The organism is Paenibacillus sonchi (genome assembly GCF_016772475.1).
GTDB lineage: Bacteria > Bacillota > Bacilli > Paenibacillales > Paenibacillaceae > Paenibacillus_AQ > Paenibacillus_AQ sonchi.
Map to the genome: position 1 here is coordinate 1,822,984 of NZ_CP068595.1, position 20,267 is coordinate 1,843,250.

18 protein-coding genes are annotated in these 20,267 nt (G+C 51.4%); 1 reads left to right on the top strand and 17 read right to left on the bottom strand.

Annotated features, from left to right (window positions below; all coding sequences use genetic code 11):
- Positions 1–63: 63 nt before the first annotated feature.
- The 7 genes from cydC to JI735_RS08445 form a co-directional block, all read right to left on the bottom strand.
- Positions 64–1,863, bottom strand: coding sequence for a thiol reductant ABC exporter subunit CydC (gene cydC / locus JI735_RS08415; protein ID WP_039833532.1), 1,800 nt, complete (start codon positions 1,861–1,863; stop codon positions 64–66).
- Positions 1,860–3,623: a thiol reductant ABC exporter subunit CydD gene (gene cydD / locus JI735_RS08420; RefSeq protein ID WP_202677316.1), complete on the bottom strand. Its 1,764-nt coding sequence runs from the start codon at positions 3,621–3,623 to the stop codon at positions 1,860–1,862. The genes cydC and cydD overlap by 4 nt, the downstream gene beginning before the upstream one ends.
- Positions 3,623–4,639, bottom strand: a complete 1,017-nt coding sequence (gene cydB, locus JI735_RS08425) for a cytochrome d ubiquinol oxidase subunit II (protein ID WP_039832186.1) — start codon at positions 4,637–4,639, stop codon at positions 3,623–3,625. Before cydB ends, cydD begins: the two co-directional genes overlap by 1 nt.
- Positions 4,626–6,029 carry a cytochrome ubiquinol oxidase subunit I gene (locus tag JI735_RS08430; RefSeq protein WP_039832187.1) on the bottom strand — a complete coding sequence of 468 codons (1,404 nt, stop codon included), beginning with the start codon at positions 6,027–6,029 and terminating at the stop codon, positions 4,626–4,628. The genes cydB and JI735_RS08430 overlap by 14 nt, the downstream gene beginning before the upstream one ends.
- 223 nt (positions 6,030–6,252) lie before the next feature.
- The gene (locus tag JI735_RS08435) at positions 6,253–6,483 is read right to left on the bottom strand and encodes a cold-shock protein (RefSeq protein ID WP_020425962.1); all 231 of its coding nucleotides are present in this window, start codon (positions 6,481–6,483) and stop codon (positions 6,253–6,255) included.
- Positions 6,484–6,678: 195 nt separating this feature from the next.
- On the bottom strand, positions 6,679–6,879 hold the full coding sequence (locus JI735_RS08440) for a cold-shock protein (protein WP_019914582.1): 201 nt from the start codon (positions 6,877–6,879) through the stop codon (positions 6,679–6,681).
- Between the two features lie 397 nt (positions 6,880–7,276).
- A complete protein-coding gene (locus JI735_RS08445) occupies positions 7,277–8,521 on the bottom strand; it encodes a S1C family serine protease (RefSeq protein WP_039832188.1) in 1,245 nt (414 codons plus the stop codon).
- A 375-nt stretch (positions 8,522–8,896) separates the two neighbouring features.
- On the opposite strand from JI735_RS08445, the gene JI735_RS08450 reads away from it, so the two are divergent.
- Positions 8,897–9,103, top strand: a complete 207-nt coding sequence (locus tag JI735_RS08450) for a hypothetical protein (RefSeq protein WP_039832189.1) — start codon at positions 8,897–8,899, stop codon at positions 9,101–9,103.
- On the opposite strand, the gene JI735_RS08455 is transcribed toward JI735_RS08450, so the two are convergent.
- From JI735_RS08455 to dnaB, 10 genes are all read right to left on the bottom strand, one after another.
- Positions 9,072–9,878: an MBL fold metallo-hydrolase gene (locus JI735_RS08455; RefSeq protein ID WP_039832190.1), complete on the bottom strand. Its 807-nt coding sequence runs from the start codon at positions 9,876–9,878 to the stop codon at positions 9,072–9,074. The genes JI735_RS08450 and JI735_RS08455 overlap by 32 nt on opposite strands.
- A gap of 18 nt (positions 9,879–9,896) precedes the next feature.
- Complete coding sequence (gene yycI, locus JI735_RS08460) at positions 9,897–10,637, bottom strand: two-component system regulatory protein YycI (RefSeq protein WP_039832191.1); 741 nt, start codon at positions 10,635–10,637, stop codon at positions 9,897–9,899.
- A 39-nt stretch (positions 10,638–10,676) separates the two neighbouring features.
- Entirely contained in the window at positions 10,677–11,189 is a 513-nt protein-coding gene (gene yycH, locus JI735_RS37220) for a two-component system activity regulator YycH (RefSeq protein WP_325175586.1), read from the bottom strand.
- The gene (yycH, locus tag JI735_RS37225) at positions 11,165–11,968 is read right to left on the bottom strand and encodes a two-component system activity regulator YycH (protein WP_325175587.1); all 804 of its coding nucleotides are present in this window, start codon (positions 11,966–11,968) and stop codon (positions 11,165–11,167) included. The genes yycH (JI735_RS37220) and yycH (JI735_RS37225) overlap by 25 nt, the downstream gene beginning before the upstream one ends.
- Positions 11,965–13,797, bottom strand: a complete 1,833-nt coding sequence (gene walK, locus JI735_RS08470; RefSeq protein ID WP_039832193.1) for a cell wall metabolism sensor histidine kinase WalK — start codon at positions 13,795–13,797, stop codon at positions 11,965–11,967. The genes yycH (JI735_RS37225) and walK overlap by 4 nt, the downstream gene beginning before the upstream one ends.
- Positions 13,797–14,528, bottom strand: coding sequence for a response regulator YycF (gene yycF, locus JI735_RS08475; RefSeq protein ID WP_020425969.1), 732 nt, complete (start codon positions 14,526–14,528; stop codon positions 13,797–13,799). The genes walK and yycF overlap by 1 nt, the downstream gene beginning before the upstream one ends.
- Positions 14,529–14,697: 169 nt before the next feature.
- The gene (locus JI735_RS08480; protein ID WP_039832194.1) at positions 14,698–16,248 is read right to left on the bottom strand and encodes a M23 family metallopeptidase; all 1,551 of its coding nucleotides are present in this window, start codon (positions 16,246–16,248) and stop codon (positions 14,698–14,700) included.
- Positions 16,249–16,544: 296 nt separating this feature from the next.
- A complete protein-coding gene (locus JI735_RS08485) occupies positions 16,545–17,231 on the bottom strand; it encodes a hypothetical protein (protein ID WP_051051310.1) in 687 nt (228 codons plus the stop codon).
- Positions 17,232–17,405: 174 nt separating this feature from the next.
- Complete coding sequence (locus tag JI735_RS08490; RefSeq protein ID WP_039832195.1) at positions 17,406–18,692, bottom strand: adenylosuccinate synthase; 1,287 nt, start codon at positions 18,690–18,692, stop codon at positions 17,406–17,408.
- 213 nt (positions 18,693–18,905) lie between these two features.
- Positions 18,906–20,267 carry a replicative DNA helicase gene (gene dnaB / locus JI735_RS08495; RefSeq protein WP_020426899.1) on the bottom strand — a complete coding sequence of 454 codons (1,362 nt, stop codon included), beginning with the start codon at positions 20,265–20,267 and terminating at the stop codon, positions 18,906–18,908.

The window sequence follows — 20,267 nt, forward strand, 5'->3', positions numbered from 1 at the left end:
ATGAAAAAGGCCCCTCCACCCAAACCGGGCGAATGGAGCCTCTCTAAAATGTGCAATATCCTTCTACTTCCCGTCCTGCTTTGCAAGGAACCCGGCCGGACGGTCCAGCTCATATAGTCTGCGGTATCGGGCCTCACGCGACAGCAGCTCAGCATGGGTGCCGCGCATCTCCACGGTTCCGTTCTCCATAAAGACCACTTCGTCCATCTGCTCCGCACCCACCAGATGATGGGTTACCCAGATCAGCGTCTTATCCGCCATTGCGGTGAACATCGTGGCCAGCAGCTCGCGTTCTGTGCGCGGATCAAGGCCGACGGTAGGCTCATCCAGAACTACAGCAGGGGTATTCTGCAGCAGTATGCGGGCCAGGGCGATCCGTTGGCGTTCTCCGCCGGAGAACCGTTGTCCGGCCTCACGCACCGGTGTATCGTACCCTTCAGGCAGCGAGGAGATCAGGTCATCCAATTGAGCAAGCTTTCCGGCTTGCTTAACCTCTTCGTCCGAAGCATCCGGCTTGCCCAGCCGGATATTATTCGCCACTGTTGTGTCGAACAGATGCGGGCTCTGGTTAAGGACGGCAATCAGCTTCGGAATGTCCTCCCCGTAGGCAGAAGCAGCGATGCCATTAATCACAGCAGACCCTACAGAAGGGGTAATCACTCCCTGGATCACCTTCAGCAGCGTGGACTTGCCCGCTCCGCTGCGGCCGATAATGGCAATCTTCCGTCCCTGCGGGATATCAAGATTCAGGTCCTGAATGGACCAGTCCTCCCCGGAGGCATAGCGGTATCCTGTGTTTTTCAACTGGATATGCGCCTGCCGGGTTGCCTGGATCTTCCCGGCAGCAGTCTTTGCAAGAGCTGCAGTCTCCGCATTACTTGCTGCGGCCTCGGCTCCCGGCGTGGCCCCTTTTGCTTCTTCCACGCCATTCAGCCGCTCCAGCGAATTACGGTACTGTGGAATCTTCTCTACCGCCTCCGAGACCGGAAGGAAGGCATCCGCCACCGGGAACACCACCAGCACGAACGCGGCAATCAGCGTTCCGGCGATGGCACCGCTCTGGTACTCTCCGGCGGCCCAGTAGATGATCGATACGACGGCAATCCCTACAACGGCTTGCCCGATAAACATCCGGGCGCGCGCCCACCTGCGGAGGGCTCCGTCTGTGCGGGCGACCAGTCTCTCGTCCGCTTCATAGCTGGCCACGAACTGGCTCTGCCGTCCGCTGATGATCCAATCGCCCATGCCCAGCACGGCGTCAGTCAGCTTCTGATAGAGCCGGTTGCGCTCCTGCTTCACCATCCGCTGCCGCGACTGCGTGAGCAGCAGGGAGATCAGCGGGAGGACAATTACAAGCACCAGCATGTAGAGTCCCATCAGCAGCGCAAACACCACATCGAACGTGCCCAGCGAAATGATTGCGGCAGCATAGATCAAGAGCGCGATAATACTCGGAAATACGGTACGCAGGTATACATTCTGCAAATATTCAATATCGTCAGCGAGCATACCGAGAATATCACCGGTACGGAAGCGCGAAGACAGGAACAACGCCTGCGGTTCAAGAATATTGTACAGCCGGATACGCATCTTCGAGAGAATCCGCAGAATCGTATCATGTGAAACGAGCCGTTCCACGTAGTGGATCACCGCCCGGCTGGTCCCGAAGGTGCGCACGCCGACGATCGGTACATAGATCATCAGAATATTTTCCGGCGGTATGGAAGCCTTGGAGATCAGGAACCCCGAGGTGTACATCAGGGAAGAGGCGGAGAAAATAGTCAGCGCGCCCAAGACAATAATGAGGAGAAACCGCCAGAAATAAGAGTTGAAATAGGGAGCAAACCATCCTTCACGTTTCAATGGATTCCCTCCAATTGACTTTGAATAAGCTCATAATAAGCACCCTTGCGGGCTACAAGCTCTTGATGTGTGCCGACCTCAGCCACTTGCCCCTGCTGCATGACGACAATGAGATCCATATCGATCATCCAGTGCAGCCGGTGGGTAGCCAGGAATACCAGCTTCCCCTCAAAAAGCGGCAGCATCGTTTCCTTCAGCTCGTACTCCGTCTCGATATCCAAATGAGCGGTCGGCTCATCCAGCAGCATGACCGGGCGGCTGCTCAGCAGGGCGCGGGCCAGCGCTACACGCTGCTCCTGCCCCCCGCTGAGCGAACGCCCGCCGCCGCCAATCCTTTCGTCCAATCCGTCCGGGAGCGCTGCCACCAGCTTGGATAAGCCCGCCGCGGCGACCACTCCGGCAACCGCTTCAGTGGTGGCTTCAGGATAATAAAAGCGCACATTATCCGCAAGCGTACCGCTGAAAATATAAGGGCGCTGCGGAATATATGAGGTCTGCCGGCGCCATTCCTCATCTGTAAGCGCGGTGACCCTGTTGCCGTTCACCTCAATCGTGCCGGAGGTAGGATGCAGGAACCCGCCCAGAATATCCACCAGCGTGGACTTCCCGGCACCGCTCTCGCCAATGATTCCAATCTTGGCGTTCCCCCTAAACTCCAGATCCACGCCGGAGAGTGAGGCGATTCCGTCTGCTTCATATTTCATGCCCACTTGATGAAGGGCAAGCACACTATCCTTCTGCCAGGTGAATACAGCAGTTTTGGCTGCATCTGTTGCTGCAGCCGCATCTCCAGCAGCATCCAGCAGCTTGGCTTCCACCGTCTCCCGGTCAATCATACTCTTCATCGCTTCTCCTGCTTCCTTGCCGTCAAGCGTAGCATGGAAGTCGGCACCAACCAGCCGCACCGGCAGGAAATATTCCGGGGCCAGGATCAGAATCGTCAGTCCGGTAACCAGAGTCATCTGTTCATTCACCAACCGGAGCCCCAGGCTTACGGCTACCGAAGCCACAGACAGCATCGTGAAGAAGTCCATAGCGAACGAAGAGAGAAAAGCCACGCGCAGCGTACGCATAGTCGCCGAGCGGTAGCGGTCACTGACCGCGGCAATACTCTCGCTGTGGCTGCGGCTGCGGCCGAGGAACTTCAGCGTTTCCAGACCGCGCAGCGAATCCACAAAGTGATTGGACAAGGTGCGGTACGATTTCAATTGACGGTCCATCTGCTTGCGGGCCGTCATCCCGATTAGAATCATAAAGACAATAATGATCGGCATCGTCAAGGTAAGAATAACACCGCTTGATGTATCCTGGGTGTAGACATACACCAGCAGCAGTGCCGGTGTAACCGCCATCCCCACCATCCGGGGGATAATCAGCTCCAGATAGGTCCGGAACTTCGTGACTCCTTCAAGCACAAGCGTGACCAGATCGCCGGTTCCCCGGTTGCCTGCCAGCCTTGGCCCCAGCTGGAACAGCTTATCCATCATTTGTCTTCTCATGCTGCTGCCGGTTGCCTCCGCGAAGCGGTAAGATACACGGCTCATCAGCATGGCGCTGGCATGGCGCACCAGAAACGCAAGAAGGAACAAGAGCAATTTCGCCCCTTGTTCCTTCAGCGGTTCTCCCGCAAACAGCGCAGAGACCACTTCTGCCAGCGACTTGGCCAGCAGAAGAATGGACAGGCTTTGCACCAGGGTAAGGAAGCCGACGATCAGAAAGACCGGCTTAACTCCTTTGTACCCAAGCAAATTTTTATCCATTAGTATTCAAGATGCTCCTTCTCGTGAACCCGTTTATGGAAGACGAAATAGCTCCAGATCTGATAACCCAGCACGAACGGCAGCAGCGACAGCGCCACAATCGTCATCACCTTCAGCGAATAATGGCCGGAAGCGGCGTTGGTAATCGTCAGGTTAAAGGCTTGGTCCAGCGAGCTGATCATCACCCGCGGGAACAGTCCGACAAAGACAGAAACTACCGACAAGGCCATGACTGCACCAGTCATTCCGAAGGCCAGCCCGTCTTTCTTCTTGCTCATGAAGAAGCCGGACAGTACATAAGCGGCAATACCGAGAATAACGATAACGAGCAGCAGCCCTCCGCGTTGTTCAAATACATCCGTCATATAATACGTCATAACCACAAAAGCAACCAGCAGCGCGGCCAGCGGGAACAACAGCTTTTGCGCCAGCCTGCGTGCACGTTCCTGCAAATCACCAACCGTACGAAGCGTAGTGAACATCAGGCCGTGTACGAGGCAGAGCATCACTACTGTAATACCAGCAACTACAGTGTAAACATTCACTACATCGAAGAATCCGGCATACATCTGCATATCCCCGTCGATCGGCAGCCCTTTGATGAAGCTGGCGAACACTACAGCAAGCAGGAACGGCGGCAGGAAGCTGCCTACAAAAATGCAGACATCCCAGGTTTTCTGCCAGGCCAGCGAATCTCTTTTGCCTCTGAATTCAAAAGCCACACCACGGGCAATCAGCGCCAGCAGCGCGAACACAAAAGGAATATAGAATCCGCTGAAAAGCGTGGCATACCAGTGCGGAAAGGCGGCGAACATCGCCCCGGCACCTGTAAGCAGCCATACTTCGTTAGCATCCCAGAACGGCCCGATCGAATTAATCAGCACCCGGCGCTCCGTATCATTCTTGGCCAGAATCTGGGTTTCCATCCCTACTCCGAAGTCAAAGCCTTCAAGGAAGAAGAAACCGACAAACAGCACGGCAATCAGCACAAACCATAATTCATTAAGAGAAAGCATGGGATCCCTCCTTGTTATACGGATCATGGGATTCGCCGTGATCGTTATCCATGGCGTAAGGACCTTTTTTGATTACCTTGATAAATAAGCCAACCAGCACTAAACCAAGGATTGCATAGATTGCTGTAAAAGAAATTACCGAGAACAACACCTGTCCGCTCGTAATATTAGGCGATACACTATCCTCTGTGGTCATTAATCCAAATACCGTCCATGGCTGACGCCCCATCTCTGTCATGATCCAGCCCGACGTATTGGCAATCGGCGGAAGCAGCAGTCCCCAGAACATAAAGCGCATGAACCAGGTATTCGGACGTTCCATCTTCTTGCGCCACATCAGGTAAATGGCATATACGCCCAGCAAAATCATCAGCGAGCCTGCAGCAACCATGATCCGGAAACTCCAGAACGTCGTGCGGACCGGTGGAATATAATTACCAGGACCGTATGCTTGTTCATATTCAGCCTGCAGCGTATTCATGCCTTTAACAGATCCCGAAAACTTACTATAGGAGAGAAAGCTCAGCATATATGGAATTTTCACTTCATGGGTGCTTATTTTATTATCAGGGTCAATATTTGCAATAACCGTCCAAGCCGCCGGGTCACCGCTGTCGTCCCACAGTCCTTCGGAAGCAGCCATCTTCATCGGTTGGGTCTCAACCAGATACTGCGCCTGAGCATGGCCTGCAATGGCTACGCCAAATGAGGAAATGATGCCGACAATCGCAGCAATCTCAAATGATTTGCGGAAAAAGGAAACATCCTGCTTCTTCAGTAATTTATATGCACTAATTCCCGTTACCAGGAATGCCCCTGTCGCGTAAGCGGCCAGCACCGTATGGGGGAACTCGACCAGCAATTGTCCGTTCGTAATGAGTGCCCAGATATCATTCATTTCCGCCCGTCCGTTATTGACAGCAAAACCTACCGGATGCTGCATAAACGAGTTAGCCAGCAGAATCCAGAAAGCCGACAGCATCGTTCCGAGCGCTACCAGCCAGATCGAGAGCAGGTGAACGCGTTTGGATACCTTATCCCAGCCAAAAATCCAGATTCCAATAAATGTAGACTCCATAAAGAAAGCAAGCAGCGCTTCAATCGCCAGCGGAGCCCCAAAGACATCACCGACAAAACGCGAGTAATCCGACCAGTTCATCCCGAACTGAAACTCCTGCAAAATTCCTGTTACTACGCCCACAGCGAAGTTAATCAGGAAAAGCTTTCCCCAGAACTGCGCCATTCTTTTGTACTCATCATTGCCTTTTCTGACATACATCGTCTCCATAATTGCAATCAAGAGCGCGAGTCCAATTGATACCGGTACAAAGAAATAATGAAAAATTGTCGTCGACGCAAATTGTATACGCGACAGCATCACTGTATCCATATTTCTCCCCTTCCTTCTTCCCATTCGATATGTCTATTCTGTCAAAAATCCAAAGGGCAAAGTGTGATATTTATCACATTATACACCCTATTTGGGCTTAGAATTCAATAAATTTGTGACAAATATCACAATATTGCCTCCAGAAAGCAAAAAAAATAAGACGGTTTAACCGTCTTGGATGTGTTCATTGTTCTATAGAAGTCTTGACTCATAAAGGCATTGGTCAGGTAATGGAAATACCCTTCTTCAGCGATTTCAGATCGCCATTGGAATTGAGCAGCTGCGGCAGCATCTTCATACTGCGCTCCATGGGGGAGTGACAGAGACGGCAAGAGGGCGCATGCTCGAATGCAAAATTATCCCTCATCCATCCATTACATCCATCGTTGGTACAGGCCCAAATTGCGGTATTTTCCTCCGGTACTTCCTCCAAAGGTTTCTTCCGGTAGTTCATTGCCGTTCCTCCCTTCCTTTATGTCACAAGCCAGAGAATCCAGACAAGTAGAAACGACATTGCCGTCCTTGATAGTAAGGACGGCAACCGTTTCACGGGTAATATAAGGACCTTTATTGCACAAGGCATATCATTCCTTATATTGTAAAAAAAGACCGTCCCAACTCTCACAAGCGGGGACGGTATCTTCTATTATTACAGTTTTACAACGTTTTCGGCTTGTGGTCCACGGTTGCCTTGAACAACGTTGAATTCAACGCGTTGGCCTTCGTCCAAAGTTTTGAAGCCGTCGCCAGTAATAGCGCTGAAGTGAACGAATACGTCGCTTCCGCCTTCAACTTCGATGAAACCGAATCCTTTTTCTGCGTTGAACCATTTAACTGTACCTGTTTGCATGTGTGTTACCTCCACAAATTTAAATTAATATGTTCTTTTTATCTTCAAACAAAGAAAAAATTCACACATTGAAAAAGGTTGTACTCCACTTGACAGCCCTTTTCAATACGAGAATTAGGTATCAATTGTATGATTAAGTTCATGTTACCACACCTCCATAACAAAGGCAAGCAGTCATATCCGAATATCTCCGTTTTTTCAGTTATTAGGTTAACTTTCCAATGTAAGGGCTGCCAGTGTACTAAATACACTTAATAATTTAATCTCTACGTTATCATTTACCCCATATTCACAGCTTAGAAACGGGTGCCGTCCTTAAATAAATCTAAGTGATAAGGACGGCCTGACCGCTTCCTTTATGTGACTGCCTTTTTATTATATACTGCCCGACCGGCTTTTATTCCTCCGGCTTCTCAAGAAGTTTTACCGTGACCTGCTTCACTTCTCCATTACGGTAAAAGGTAATCTTAAGCTCATCCCCGATCTTGGTGTGGTCATAGAGATACTTGCGCAAGGATAGCGTAGAGGTAATGGACTGGTTATCGAATTTCGTGATTACATCATTCAACTGCAGACCGGCAACCTTCGCTGGTCCAACCGCATCCAGTACAACGACTCCGTCCTTTACACTGTCCGGAAGTTTCAGCTCCTTGCGTTGATCCTCCGCCAGCGGCACATAAGGATTGTTCAGATCAACCGAATAGACACCTAAGTAGGAGCGGGCGATTTTGCCTTTGGCTGCCAGCTCATCCGCCGTTTCCATCACATGGTTGGCCGGAATTGCGAAACCAAGCCCTTCCACGCCAGTGTCGGATATCTTCATGGTATTGATTCCGATCACCTTGCCATTCAGATCGACCAGCGCACCTCCGCTGTTGCCTTCGTTAATCGCAGCGTCAGTCTGAATGACCTCCTGCTCCCAGTCATATACACCATCCTGGTTCAAGGATACAGGAATCGTCCGCTCTGTATAACTGACGATACCAGAGGTCAGCGTATCCCCCAGCCCCAGGGGATTGCCGATGGCAATGACGGTCTCCCCCAGCCGGAGCTTGGAAGAATCACCGATTTGGGCAACCGTTTTAATGCCTTCCGCATCGATGGAGAGTACTGCAATATCGCTGACTTTATCCGCCCCAACAAGGGTTGCCTTGCGGGTCTCCCCGTTGACCGTAACCACTTCCAGCTTGCCGGCGCCTTCAATCACATGGTTGTTCGTAATGATAAATGCCTTGCCGTCGTCCTTCTTATAGATAACTCCCGACCCGAGTGCGGATTCATCGAGAATATTAAGTTCCTTGTTATCTTCCTTATGATTAATAATACTTACTACCGCAGGGCGTACAAGAGCGGCAGCCTGAATAATCCGGTCATAGGGATCACCGCTGCTCGCAGCAACCTTACCGATTACCGCCGGTGATTCGGCTTTTTCATGGGTCAGCTGTCCTGTCACCAGACTGAACAGAAGCACCGCCGTCACTGCACTGGCTACAGAACAGATCATCGCTACCTGCCATGTAGCCAGCCCCCTCCGCGATCTGCGCGGCCATTTATGCCCGCCCGATCCGCTTGAGGCTTCATGCATCCTGCTTCTGCGCCGTGATATTTTCGTGGAATAGAAATCATCATCAAACAGTCCCACCGTTACATCCTCTCCCCTCTATTGCTACTGCATTCAAGACTTGAACGCCAAGCAACCACGCCCGAGTTAACCTCATCTTCTCTTAGACTCCAGGAAGCGCTAAAAGGTTTCATCTTATTTATTCACCATATAAGTACAGGGGTAGAGCAACACATCTGTCTTCCGACTCTTGCAACCTAGCGATTTGCTATTACTGTTTTTCAGGAATATTTTGCAGCCTAAAAGACTACAATAATAGAAGCGAGGGAGCTGAACACCTATCTCATTCTTACTATTTGATTGTATCACACACAGATGTCGTACCGTATTTTTTCTGACGTAAAATCCATGTAAATTATTTCATGCTTTGACCCGTTTACAGAAGGAGGAGTACTAATGGAATCTTTTTCGGCCAGTATGGATCTGGTGCAATTTATCGGCAAGCTGGGTGATCTTAAGGATGAGCACTATCATCTCATTCTTGTCCAGAGCGCCATCATCGAACTGCTGATTGACAAGGGCTTCTTTTCACGCCAGGAGCTGGAAACCAAGATTACGGATATGGATCAGCTTATGAATGGCTCACCTTATCCCATGGCGTAGGCCGGTCATAGTAGGTGTCGCAGAGTCTGAACTCACTGTCTTTGAAAAAACAGCCCCGGTCTTCCATCGCTCCGCGCACAGACATTTTGGCCAAGTCCATCATATTGTGGTCCCGGCTCAGGTGTGCCAGATACGTGCGTTTGGTCCGCCCTGTAAGGATTTCACTCAGCGCCGCGCCAGCCGCCTCATTGGACAGATGGCCCAAATCGCCGAGAATCCGCCGCTTCGTGTTCCAGGGATAACGTCCCATCCGCAGCATCTCGATATCATGATTGGCTTCAAGTACAAGGACATCGGCATCCGAGATCGCCGTACGCACTTTATCGCTCACATATCCCAGATCTGTCGCCACACACAGCTTCTCTTTGCCATCATAAAAGTTATACCCCACCGGCTCAGCCGCATCATGCGAGATGGCAAACGACTCTACCCGCAGACTGCCGAAATCCCTATACTGCCCCGTCTCCAGAACAACCCGGTTCTGCTCGGCAATATTGCCGATTCCCTTCTCAATCGCCCCCCAGGTGTTCGTGTTGGCATAGATCGGAAGATCATATTTGCGCGCCATCGCCCCGAGTCCCTTAATATGATCCGAATGCTCATGCGTAACCAGAATTCCATCGATATCCTGTCCGGTCAGCTCGCGCATGGCCAGCAGCTCGTCAATCCGCTTCGCGCTGAGGCCCGCGTCGATCATTAGTGTCGTTTCGCCGTTGCGCACCACCGTCACGTTCCCGGTAGAACCGCTGGACAGCACTGTAAAAGATATTCCCATTTCTCTCCCCTGCTCCTTCTACTCTGTTGTCTTGGGACTGATAATGTCCGCACTTATGGCATCTACGTAGTAGGCATTGCCATTCTCCAGCATGAACCGCCACATGGGCGAAGCTACCTGGCTCTCGGAATTGAACAGTTCGCCGTAATATCCGAGCTCAATTTCCTTCACCACTGAATTTTCCGGAAAATATTTCTCAATCAGACTGCTGAGCGCCTGGGAGGCCGGAAGCACCTTCTGCACATTATCACTGCTGCCGGCCCCAATCTGAATCTTCGGCCAGCGGTAGGCGATTATTTTTTGATCACTGTTAATCAGCTCCAGCCTAACCCTGAACAGCGACCACTTCTTGTCCACCAGCGGATGAAGCACGAATTTGCCGACCTCGCTTTCCTGTGAATCGAAGCGGTAATTGGCGATGTCCGGGATCTGTCCCTGCAGTGCAGTGCTCAGCTCGGTAAATGAGGAATAGATCAGCTTGCTGTCTACCGGCTCCTTAAGCTCAACGGGCGGTTGGTTCTGCTCCTCACCAGAGTAATGGTACGTAATGTCCGGCAGCTGTGGTGTGGCGGCCGGAATTGGACACAGAACCCGGATGTCTTTCTGTTCCATGACAGCTTGCGTGTCCTGGGACAAGGAGGTGAAATCAAGGTTGGCGCTGGCCTGATCCCGCAGATCAATCCAGAGCTGGTAGCACAGCAGCAGATTCAGCACCAGAAAGGCGTATATCAGCACATTTTTTGCTCTTCCCCAGTCCATGCCTTGTCCTCCTCAAACGTTTTTTTGTTAGCTGTACGCCTAATTCAGCGTGAGCACAGTGCCGTCGTTAAGCGTGACCCGCCATACCGGAGTCAGCCGAAGCTTCTCTCCCTGTACTTCAGGGACATAGGCTGGGGTAAGCTCCTTCACCACTGATGCCTGACTGAGCCGCGCCAGCCGCTTCTCCAGTCTTTCGCCAAACGACAGGTCCACAATTCTCTTAACCGCTTTGCTCTCATCTACAAACATCAGCGAACGCTCATAAGAGGATACAGTTCCCTGCTGCAGTTCTAGATTAATTACCCCGTACTGCAGCTGCGGCTGGCTGATAATCGGATATGAGCCATAAGGTGAAGAGCCATAGAACTGCTGAAAGGAGACTTTGCGCTCCTGCCTGCCTTCTTCCGTAGCCGCCAGCCGGTAGGTTCCATTCCAGCCCCCGTGCTCATTGACAAAATCAACGGCCTCCAGCGCATCCTTGGCCGGTGTGCTCTCTCCGGCTGGAAGAGCAGCCGGATCGCTGTAGCTCATCCAGTTCTGCTCTTGGTCCACCTGGAGGCTGCGTTTGCTGTCCGTATAAATCTCGGAGCCGTCTTTTTCCGGAATATATCGGGTGCTTCCCGCATCAAAAAAAGATTGCTCTGCATCTGCTGAATGGTATACATGCCCAGCGGCATTTCAACTTCAACCATGGATACCTTCGCTGCCGGCACATAATAGTCGCTGTTCACGGCCTTATAATTCGTCAGGTCGCTGCCAAAGTCCACATGCTGCTGCACATCCTGCACTGTGAGATCGGCCTTGGCCGCTTCATACACGATATCGCCCCGGGTACTGAAGAAGACAGCATGCGCTTTGGAATCATTCTTGATATTGTAAATCCAAATCCGGTCAATGCTCTCCCCTTCAAACAGCGAATCCGGAGACAGCTGCATTACACGCTGCAGCAGGGTTACGGGAATGCCTGAACCGAACGACAGCTCGATGCCCGGGTTTTCATTCCGGATTTTGTTCCAGTCGAAGTCCTGCACCGACCGCCGTTGGAAGCTCTCAAAGCCCCGGCCTTTCAGGCGGTTGAGGATCAGATTATAGAAGGTAGTATTGGGATAGAAAAGCGTATGCTTGCTCTGCCCCATATGGATAATCATTTTGTCGGGGTATAGCAGGTTCTCTACCTTTTCCTCCGGCCCCATATTATCAGTCTTTACATACAAATTCTCCGACATGACCGCAGAATCACTGCCCGGCAGCCGGTAAATCAGATAATAGCTCTCTACAAGGCTTCCAAATACGAGCAGCGTAAGAATCCAGGATTTTACTTTTTCTTTCATGACGCACTCCCCCCTTCCTGCTTCAAAGGCAAGGTAAAGGTAACGAGTGAGCCCTCATTCAATTCGGATTGGAGGGATATGGAGCCGCCATGCGCTTTGACAATTTCCCGGGCAATGGACAACCCGAGGCCTGTGCCCCCCATATTGCGGGAGCGGGCCTTGTCCACCCGGTAAAACCGCTCAAAGATCCGTTCGATATCCTTCTTGGGGATTCCTATACCAGAATCCCGGACTGATATCGCCAGCATTCCCTCTTCATTCTTCAGGGCCTCCAATTGAATCATCCCGCCTTCCGGCGTATACTTCAGCGCATTGGAAACAAGATTGCCCAGTACCTGGTCGATTTGATCCCGGTCAAGCCAGGCACTCGCCACGTCCTCGCGGACTCTGGTACTGATATGAATCCGCTTCTGGCGGATTTGAAAGGAGAAGCGGTCGGCCACATCCTCCAGCATTTCGGAGATATCCGTCTGCTGAATGCGCAGGCTGGATTCCTTCGAATCCAGGCGCGAGAGATGCAGCAGATCTGTCACAAGACGGATCATTCGCTCTGTCTCATTGCGGATGACGCCAACGAACCGCACAGCAAGCTGCGGATCTTCAAGTGCGCCGTCATCCAGGGCTTCGGCATAGCTTTTGATGGTCGTCAGCGGTGTCCGCAGCTCATGTGACACATTCGCTACGAACTCGCGGCGGGACTCTTCCAGATTCTCCTGCTCAGTAACATCCTGCAGAACCGCAATCGTCCCCGCAATCCCTCCGCCTTCCCGGCGGTGAATCGGCGTGAAGGTCACCCGCACAATGTTAGGATCTTCTCCGCCCATTGGGGACAGATGAAGCATGGCCGACTGGGCATTGCCCTGGGCAAGCGAGCCGGACTGCTCATGATCCAGACCCAGCAGCTCATCCAAGGGAGCGCCTTCGGGAAGCGGACCTTCCGAACCCAGCATATGCGCTGCCCGGGTGTTCATCAGAATCACTCCGCCGCTCTCATCAGTGGCAACGACGCCGTCACTCATATTGGCAAGAATGGAGGCCAGCTTCTCCTTTTCCTCTTCATTCTGGGACAGGGCATCCCGCAGTCTGCCTGTCATATAATTAAAGGCCTGGCTTAGCTGGCCAATCTCGTCGTTGCCGAACACCGGCATCTTGCGGTTATAGCGTCCTTCGGCTACTGCGGTGGCATGACGGGTCATTTCCTTGATCGGATGGGTGATCGTATGCGCCAGAATAACACCAAGAACGGCTGTCAGCGCCAGCGCCAGCAGCAGCCCGGAGAGAAATACACTGTTGATCCGGCTGATGGTGGCATACAGATCCTTCATATCGGCAGCAATATAAATGGCCCCAACCACCTTGTCACCGGATAGCACCGGCTTGGCGACTACCTTCTTGCGCACATTATCATCCGCAATAATATATTCCTCGTTATCGCTGATTCCCTGCAGGGCACGGCTGACTACCGTCTGTGTATTGCGCTGGCCAACATAGTCATTTTGCGAAGGCACCGAAGTGGTGATAATCTTGCCGCTTGCATCCAGCACCTGAATTTCGGCACCACTGATATACAGATTGTTGACCATTCCGCGCAGACTCTCCACAGCCGTCTCTTCATCTGCCGTTCCGGCTTCGCTGCCGAACTTATCGGCGGTCAGAATTGACAGCATCTCCGCCCGCGCTTTCAGATCCTTGGTGAAATTATCGGTTAGTGAATTCTTCATCGAGCTGACAAAATACACACCGATCAGCTGCATGGCGATCAGAATCAGCAGCACATAAATAATAATAAGCTTGGCCTGTATCGTCCGGAAAAAGGACAGTCCCTTCATCACAGCCCTCCGCTTTTGGGGCTATGCATCAAATAACCAAGTCCGCGCCGGGTAAAAATATACTCCGGTTTGCTGGGATTCTCCTCAATCTTCTCTCTCAGACGGCGAATCGTCACATCGACGGTCCGCACATCCCCGAAATACTCGAAACCCCATACGGCCTGCAGCAAATGCTCCCGGGTCATTACCTTGCCGGCGTGGCGAATCATATAATAGAGCAGCTCATACTCGCGGTGTGTCAGATCGAGCGGTTCGCCTTCCTTATAGACCATATACATATCGGTGTCCACAAAAAGGCCAAAATGATGTATCCCCTGCTTGCTTTCCAGCGGTTCACTGAGAGCTTCCGAGGGAGCCGGCTTATGCTGGCGCCGCATTTGGGCTTTGACTCTGGCCAGCAGTTCCCGCGTGCTGAACGGCTTGGTCACATAATCATCTGCGCCAAGCTCCAGTCCCAGTACCTTGTCTATCTCCCCGTCTTTGGCGGTAAGCATAATAATCGGGATATCCAGATGCGCTGAACGCACCTCACGGCAGACATCCATGCCGTCCTTGCCGGGAAGCATGAGATCGAGCAGCATCAGGTCGGGCCGTTTGGACAATGCCAGCTCTACTGCACTATTGCCGTCAAAGGCGCAGATCACCTCATAGCCCTCTTTTTCCAAATTGAATTTCAATATATCAGCAATAGGCTGTTCATCGTCTACTACCAGAATCGTCCCCATCTGCATATGCTCCGCTTCACCTTTCTAACCATACTTATCATTGATGCTCCTATTTTAACATACCTGTCCTGGCGTCACACCCTACGATACGCAATCTTATCTGGCGTGAAACATATAAACCCTTAAATTTTTAAAAGCCGCCCGAAATCGGACGGCCCTGAGCTGAAGATATGAATTATTGCAGATACTTCATAGGATTGATCGCGGTCCCGTTCTTGCGGATTTCAAAATGCAGATGCGTTCCGGTTGAACGTCCGGTGCTGCCCATGATTCCGATGGATGCACCCTGCTCAAGCCGCTGTCCCTGAGAGACTGAAATTCTGCTAAGATGTCCATAATACGTGATATAACCGTTATGATGATCTACAATAACCACGTTGCCATACCCGTTCTGAACGCCAGCGAAGCTGACCGTCCCGGCATCGGCTGCTTTGATTGTACGATTGCCGGATACCAGATCGACGCCCTTATGTACGCGGCCCCAACGTTCGCCGTAGCTGCTGGAAATTGTCGCCCCACTAACGGGCCAGGCGAACATCCCTGTACCTTCTCCGACCACCTTCGTTCCACGGTACACCACTTCCGGCAGTGATGCTTGCACCACGGTCTGTCCCAACCACTCTTCCTTGACGACCTGCCCATTTTCTTTGGTCAAGCGGTATTGCATGGTTTTGAGACCGGTCTGTCCGGGACGGACCACTTTGCTCTTGCCGGCGGTGAGCTGATCGCTCGTGCGGACAATCACTTCCGGCTCGGTCACTACCTGTTCCGCCACCTGCTCTACGGTAACAACCGTAAGGGCGGGCTGTGGTACCGTCAATTGCAGAGTATCTCCAATTTGCAGTGTCAGTTCTTTAACCGTAGGGTTGTTCTTGAAAATCTCAGCCTGTGTCGTATCGTACAGCTTGGCGATTCCCGAGATCGTATCGCCTTCCTGGACCGTATACGTCAACGGCTCTTCTTTTCCCTCTGTAAGCGCCTTGACCGCTTCATCTACACTTAAAACCTTGTTCGGATCGGCTTTGACCGGCACAATGGACACTTGCTCCCGGATCGCCGCAGATTCTACGGTGTCAGCGCCTGTATTCGATGCCTTGGCCGAACTTGCAGCAGCCGTTTTCTTGAGCCGGGCTCCTGTGGAAGCTTCAGCTTGCGGCAGATAGTGCTCCTTCACACCTTTTAATACCGCTGCTGCAGTCTCCTGGTCCTTTACGGTTCCAAGCACCTCGCCGTCTACCGTTAATTGGACGCCTACAGCATAAGCTTTGAGCATACCGTCCAGCTTATCCAGTGTCTTACGGCTGTCTATCTGGGGTTTAAAAGCTCTTTCCGCTTCTGTGGTAATTCCGTCCGTTTGCAGTACCATCACCGACTCAGGATACTTTACTTGGTATTCCTTCCGCTTCTGTTCAAACAGCTGATCGAGCTCGGCCTCCTGGCTAATTCTGCCGATTTCCTCGCCCTTCACCAGAACCTTGTAATAAGTTACCGTATTGGCGGTCACATATCTTTTTTCGGCTCCGACCAGAAAGGCACCCAACAGCACCAGACCAGCGGAAGCCGCAATCCAGGAGCGCCGTAATCTCCGGGGTTTGGTTTCTTGATGAAAGACATCAGTATCGCTAGCGGCATCGCTGCCCTGTTGACTTGCTGCACCGGGTTCTACAGAACGCGCGTCCTCGTTTCGCAGTTTCCCCACCTGGCGCATGAACTTAAATCCCTTCATGAAACTCTCCCTTTCAGTCCGCCCATTCCCACTGCAAAGAGCGGTCAAGCTTTGTTTTACGTCCCCTCTTATATATGCTGGAGCATTTATTTTTCTATTTGCGTTAGTGTGAATAATCAAGTTGTAAGGCACATGAAAAAGGTTACAAAAAATTAACCCTTTATAGTCCTTTTTTACTGTACCACAGCCGGGAGAAATATTTCAACTTTACACACACGACAAAACCCGCCAATTAAGCGGGTTTTTCCAAAAATATGACGATTAAACAGCGTGCCCGTGTCCAAAAAGTGACAGTTTTAATTTTGCGAAGGGCCAGCAGTTTCCGGTGTAAGCATTTTCATTAGGGTATCGTATTCTTCTTGATCTACGTACTTCGCTATGACCTGCTGCAAATCCTTGACTTCACTCTCCGTCAGGCCATCCTCCATTGCCTTGGATATTTTTTGCATTTCCTCCTGCGGCAGCTTCGCCATTAAGATATTGAAAATATTGGTTTTTTCATCGGCAGGCAGATTATTCTTCATGTCCTTCATCGCTTCTGGTGTCATTACCAATTTCTGATCAAGGGCACTTCCGCTTTGCTCCTCATTAATGGACGCTTCCCCCATCACAGGCAGAGCATCCTCAGGGGCATCTTCCTCCCCAGCTTTCTTGCCGCTGCCGTTTACATCGCTGCTGACAGTACCGTCCGCCCCGCTTATATCCTTCTCCTGATCACGGGGTGCTGTAACTTTCTGCTCCTCTGTTTGGTCTGAGGCTGGCTTTGAGTTCATCCCCGTCAGACTTTTCATGAATCCGCCGATACCCGGCTCTGGCCCGTCCAGCTTGATATCAAAGCTTGCCAGTACGGATTGAATATACGTATTGACGACAAAGGCTGTGGTCAAAATGGATAGCGCACTCGCCAGCACCATAATTAGACAGACGGCAAGTGCATGTTTTACGATTTTCATCTTCATCTCTCCCTTGCTTCTTCTGTTCATTGCCAATCTCCGGAGAATCAGGCCTTTGGTTCTTCTATTCTTCCAGTATTGACTAGAACAGAGGCTGGGAAACGTCTTTGGGCGGATAAAGAGACTGTCTGAATAGCATAATTCTGAGATATAAAAAAGGAGCCTCAGCTGAGGCCCCTCAAAGGATAAAACGGATATTCAAGTTTAGATATAGATCGGCAGTACTTGATTAGTCTGCTCACGGTTGCGGCCTACGGAGAAAATCGAGATCGGGATGCCAGTAAGCTCCGATACCCTCTCCACATATTTCCGCGTATTTACCGGCAGGTCTTCCAGCGTCTTCGCCGTAGTGATATCCTCACTCCAGCCTGGAAGCTCCTCGTAGACGGCTTCGCATTCCGCCAGCATTTTCAGCGAGGCCGGATAGTGAGTGATAACTTCCCCACGGTATTTATAACCTGTGCAGATCTTCACGGTTTCCAAGCCGCTGAGAACGTCCAGCGAGTTCAGGGACAAACCGGTGATTCCGCTGACACGGCGGGCATGGCGCACCACTACGCTGTCAAACCAGCCTACGCGGCGGGCGCGCCCAGTGATTGTACCGTACTCATGTCCGGTCTCACGGATATAGTCGCCGATAGAATCATTCAGTTCCGTAGGGAACGGGCCATCGCCAACACGGGTAGTATAGGACTTCGCTACACCGATAACCTGTTGAATCTTGGACGGACCTACGCCGGAACCGATGCAGACCCCGCCTGCAGACGGATTAGATGAAGTCACGAACGGATATGTTCCTTGGTCGATATCAAGCATTACGCCTTGCGCACCTTCGAACAGCACTTTGGAATTGGCATCAATGGCATCGTTCAACACAACAGACGTATCCGTAACATAGCTGCGGAGAACTTCTGCATATTCGAGGTATTTGGTCAGAACCTCTTCTACATCCAGCGCTTCAGCTCCGTATACCTGAGTAATCACCTGGTTCTTTTCTTTCATTAAGTGGCGCAGTCTCAGCTCGAATTCCTCTGCATCCATCAGATCGGAAATGCGGATACCGTTGCGTGCGGCCTTATCCATATAAGCCGGGCCAATCCCTTTTCGGGTAGTCCCAATCTTGTTCGGGCCTTTGCGGTCCTCTTCCAGTGCATCCAGCAGCATATGATAAGGCATGATGACATGGGCACGGTCACTAATCACCAGATTCTTGGTGTCAAAGCCATTCTCATGAATATAATTAATTTCTTGAATCAGAGCCTCAGGGTTGATAACCATTCCGTTGCCGATGACACAAGTTTTCTCTTTGTAAAATACGCCTGATGGAATCAAGCTCAGCTTGAATTTCTTCCCGTCAATCAGAATCGTGTGACCGGCATTGTTACCCCCTTGATACCGGGCGACCACATCTGCGCTCTCCGCCAGAAAATCCGTGATCTTGCCTTTGCCTTCGTCTCCCCATTGTGTTCCCACGACGACTACCGTTGACATGTTCATTCCTCCGTAGGTGCTCGCTTTAGCACCATTATTTTTCATAATATGGGCTCTGTACGTGCTTCTTATGTACGCAGCCCTCCGGACGCCCAGCGGTTTAACCCGCTAAAGCACAATAATCAGTGTAACAGCGGGACTTTTTAAAGTCAAATAAAAACGAACGATCCCACAAGGAAATGTGTGATCGTTCGGATATTGTGCGAAAACTGCCTAACCTGCAAACGGTTCGTTATGAGCACGCTCGTAGTTGACGAACTTGTTGAAATTTTTCAGAAACACAAGCTCTACGGTGCCCACGGGACCATTACGCTGTTTGGCAATAATAATTTCGATGATATTTTTCTTCTCGGTATCCTGGTTATAATAATCGTCACGGTATAAGAAGGCCACGATATCGGCATCCTGCTCGATCGAACCGGATTCACGAAGGTCACTCATCATCGGACGTTTATCCTGACGCTGTTCTACACCACGGCTGAGCTGGGACAGGGCAATGACCGGAACATCGAGCTCACGGGCAATCTGCTTCAAGGTACGGGAGATTTCCGATACTTCCTGCTGGCGGTTCTCACCGGCCTTGCCGCGCCCCTGAATGAGCTGCAAATAGTCGATGACGATCATACCGAGGCCTTTTTCCTTCTTCAGTCTGCGGCATTTGGCCCGGATATCCGTAACCGTAACACCGGGAGTATCATCAATATAGATTTCTGATTCGGACAACGACTGAATGCCCATCGTCAGCTTCGACCAGTCATCATCGCTTTTGAAGTCACCGGTACGCATAATATTGGCATCCAGATTGGCTTCAGCGCAGATCATACGCTGAACCAGCTGCGGCGCCGACATTTCCAGGCTAAAGATAGCTACAGTCTCTTTGGCCCGCACCGCTACATTCTGGGCAATATTCAGCGCAAACGCTGTTTTTCCTACAGAAGGACGGGCAGCCACAATAATCAGATCATTGCGCTGAAAGCCGTTGGTCATATGATCGAGATCCACAAAGCCGGTAGGAATCCCTGAAGTGCCGCCCTTATTCTGATGAAGCAATTCTACACGGTCAAACACCTGCATAAGTACATCACGGATCGCAATAAACCCGCTGCCGCTGCGCCGGTTGGAGATTTCCAGAATCCGCCGCTCGGCATCGCTCAGCATATTAGCTACATCTTCCCCGCCGGTATAGCCTTCGCTGACAATCTGAGTTGCTGTACGGATGAGACGGCGCAGCATCGCCTTCTCTTCAATGATCTGGGCATAATAATCGACGTTGGCCGCAGTCGGTACCGCATGTGCCAGCTTCGCCAGATAGCTCACTCCGCCGATATCCTCAAGCTGTCCCTTGTCCTGCAGTCTGGACGTCAGTGTAACCAGGTCAATCGGCTGGCTCTCTTCTCCGAGCTGCACCATCGCTTCAAATATCATCTGATGCGGTTTATCGTAGAAGTCTTCGGTATTCACCCGCTCCATCGCGGTAATCAGCGCTTCATCCTGCAGGAGCACAGCACCGATTACGGCCTGCTCCGCCTCCAGGTTCTGCGGGGGAATCCGATCGAAAAAGAGATCTCCACCCAT

Coding starts and splice junctions, on each gene's coding strand:
- cydD (WP_202677316.1), bottom strand. CDS start 3,623: ATGGATAAAAATTTGCTTGGGTACAAAGGAGTTAAGCCGGTCTTTCTG.
- cydB (WP_039832186.1), bottom strand. CDS start 4,639: ATGCTTTCTCTTAATGAATTATGGTTTGTGCTGATTGCCGTGCTGTTT.
- JI735_RS08430 (WP_039832187.1), bottom strand. CDS start 6,029: ATGGATACAGTGATGCTGTCGCGTATACAATTTGCGTCGACGACAATT.
- JI735_RS08435 (WP_020425962.1), bottom strand. CDS start 6,483: ATGAACTACCGGAAGAAACCTTTGGAGGAAGTACCGGAGGAAAATACC.
- JI735_RS08440 (WP_019914582.1), bottom strand. CDS start 6,879: ATGCAAACAGGTACAGTTAAATGGTTCAACGCAGAAAAAGGATTCGGT.
- JI735_RS08450 (WP_039832189.1), top strand. CDS start 8,897: ATGGAATCTTTTTCGGCCAGTATGGATCTGGTGCAATTTATCGGCAAG.
- JI735_RS08455 (WP_039832190.1), bottom strand. CDS start 9,878: ATGGGAATATCTTTTACAGTGCTGTCCAGCGGTTCTACCGGGAACGTG.
- yycI (WP_039832191.1), bottom strand. CDS start 10,637: ATGGACTGGGGAAGAGCAAAAAATGTGCTGATATACGCCTTTCTGGTG.
- yycH (WP_325175587.1), bottom strand. CDS start 11,968: ATGAAAGAAAAAGTAAAATCCTGGATTCTTACGCTGCTCGTATTTGGA.
- walK (WP_039832193.1), bottom strand. CDS start 13,797: ATGAAGGGACTGTCCTTTTTCCGGACGATACAGGCCAAGCTTATTATT.
- yycF (WP_020425969.1), bottom strand. CDS start 14,528: ATGCAGATGGGGACGATTCTGGTAGTAGACGATGAACAGCCTATTGCT.
- JI735_RS08480 (WP_039832194.1), bottom strand. CDS start 16,248: ATGAAGGGATTTAAGTTCATGCGCCAGGTGGGGAAACTGCGAAACGAG.
- JI735_RS08485 (WP_051051310.1), bottom strand. CDS start 17,231: ATGAACAGAAGAAGCAAGGGAGAGATGAAGATGAAAATCGTAAAACAT.
- JI735_RS08490 (WP_039832195.1), bottom strand. CDS start 18,692: ATGTCAACGGTAGTCGTCGTGGGAACACAATGGGGAGACGAAGGCAAA.
- dnaB (WP_020426899.1), bottom strand. CDS start 20,267: ATGGGTGGAGATCTCTTTTTCGATCGGATTCCCCCGCAGAACCTGGAG.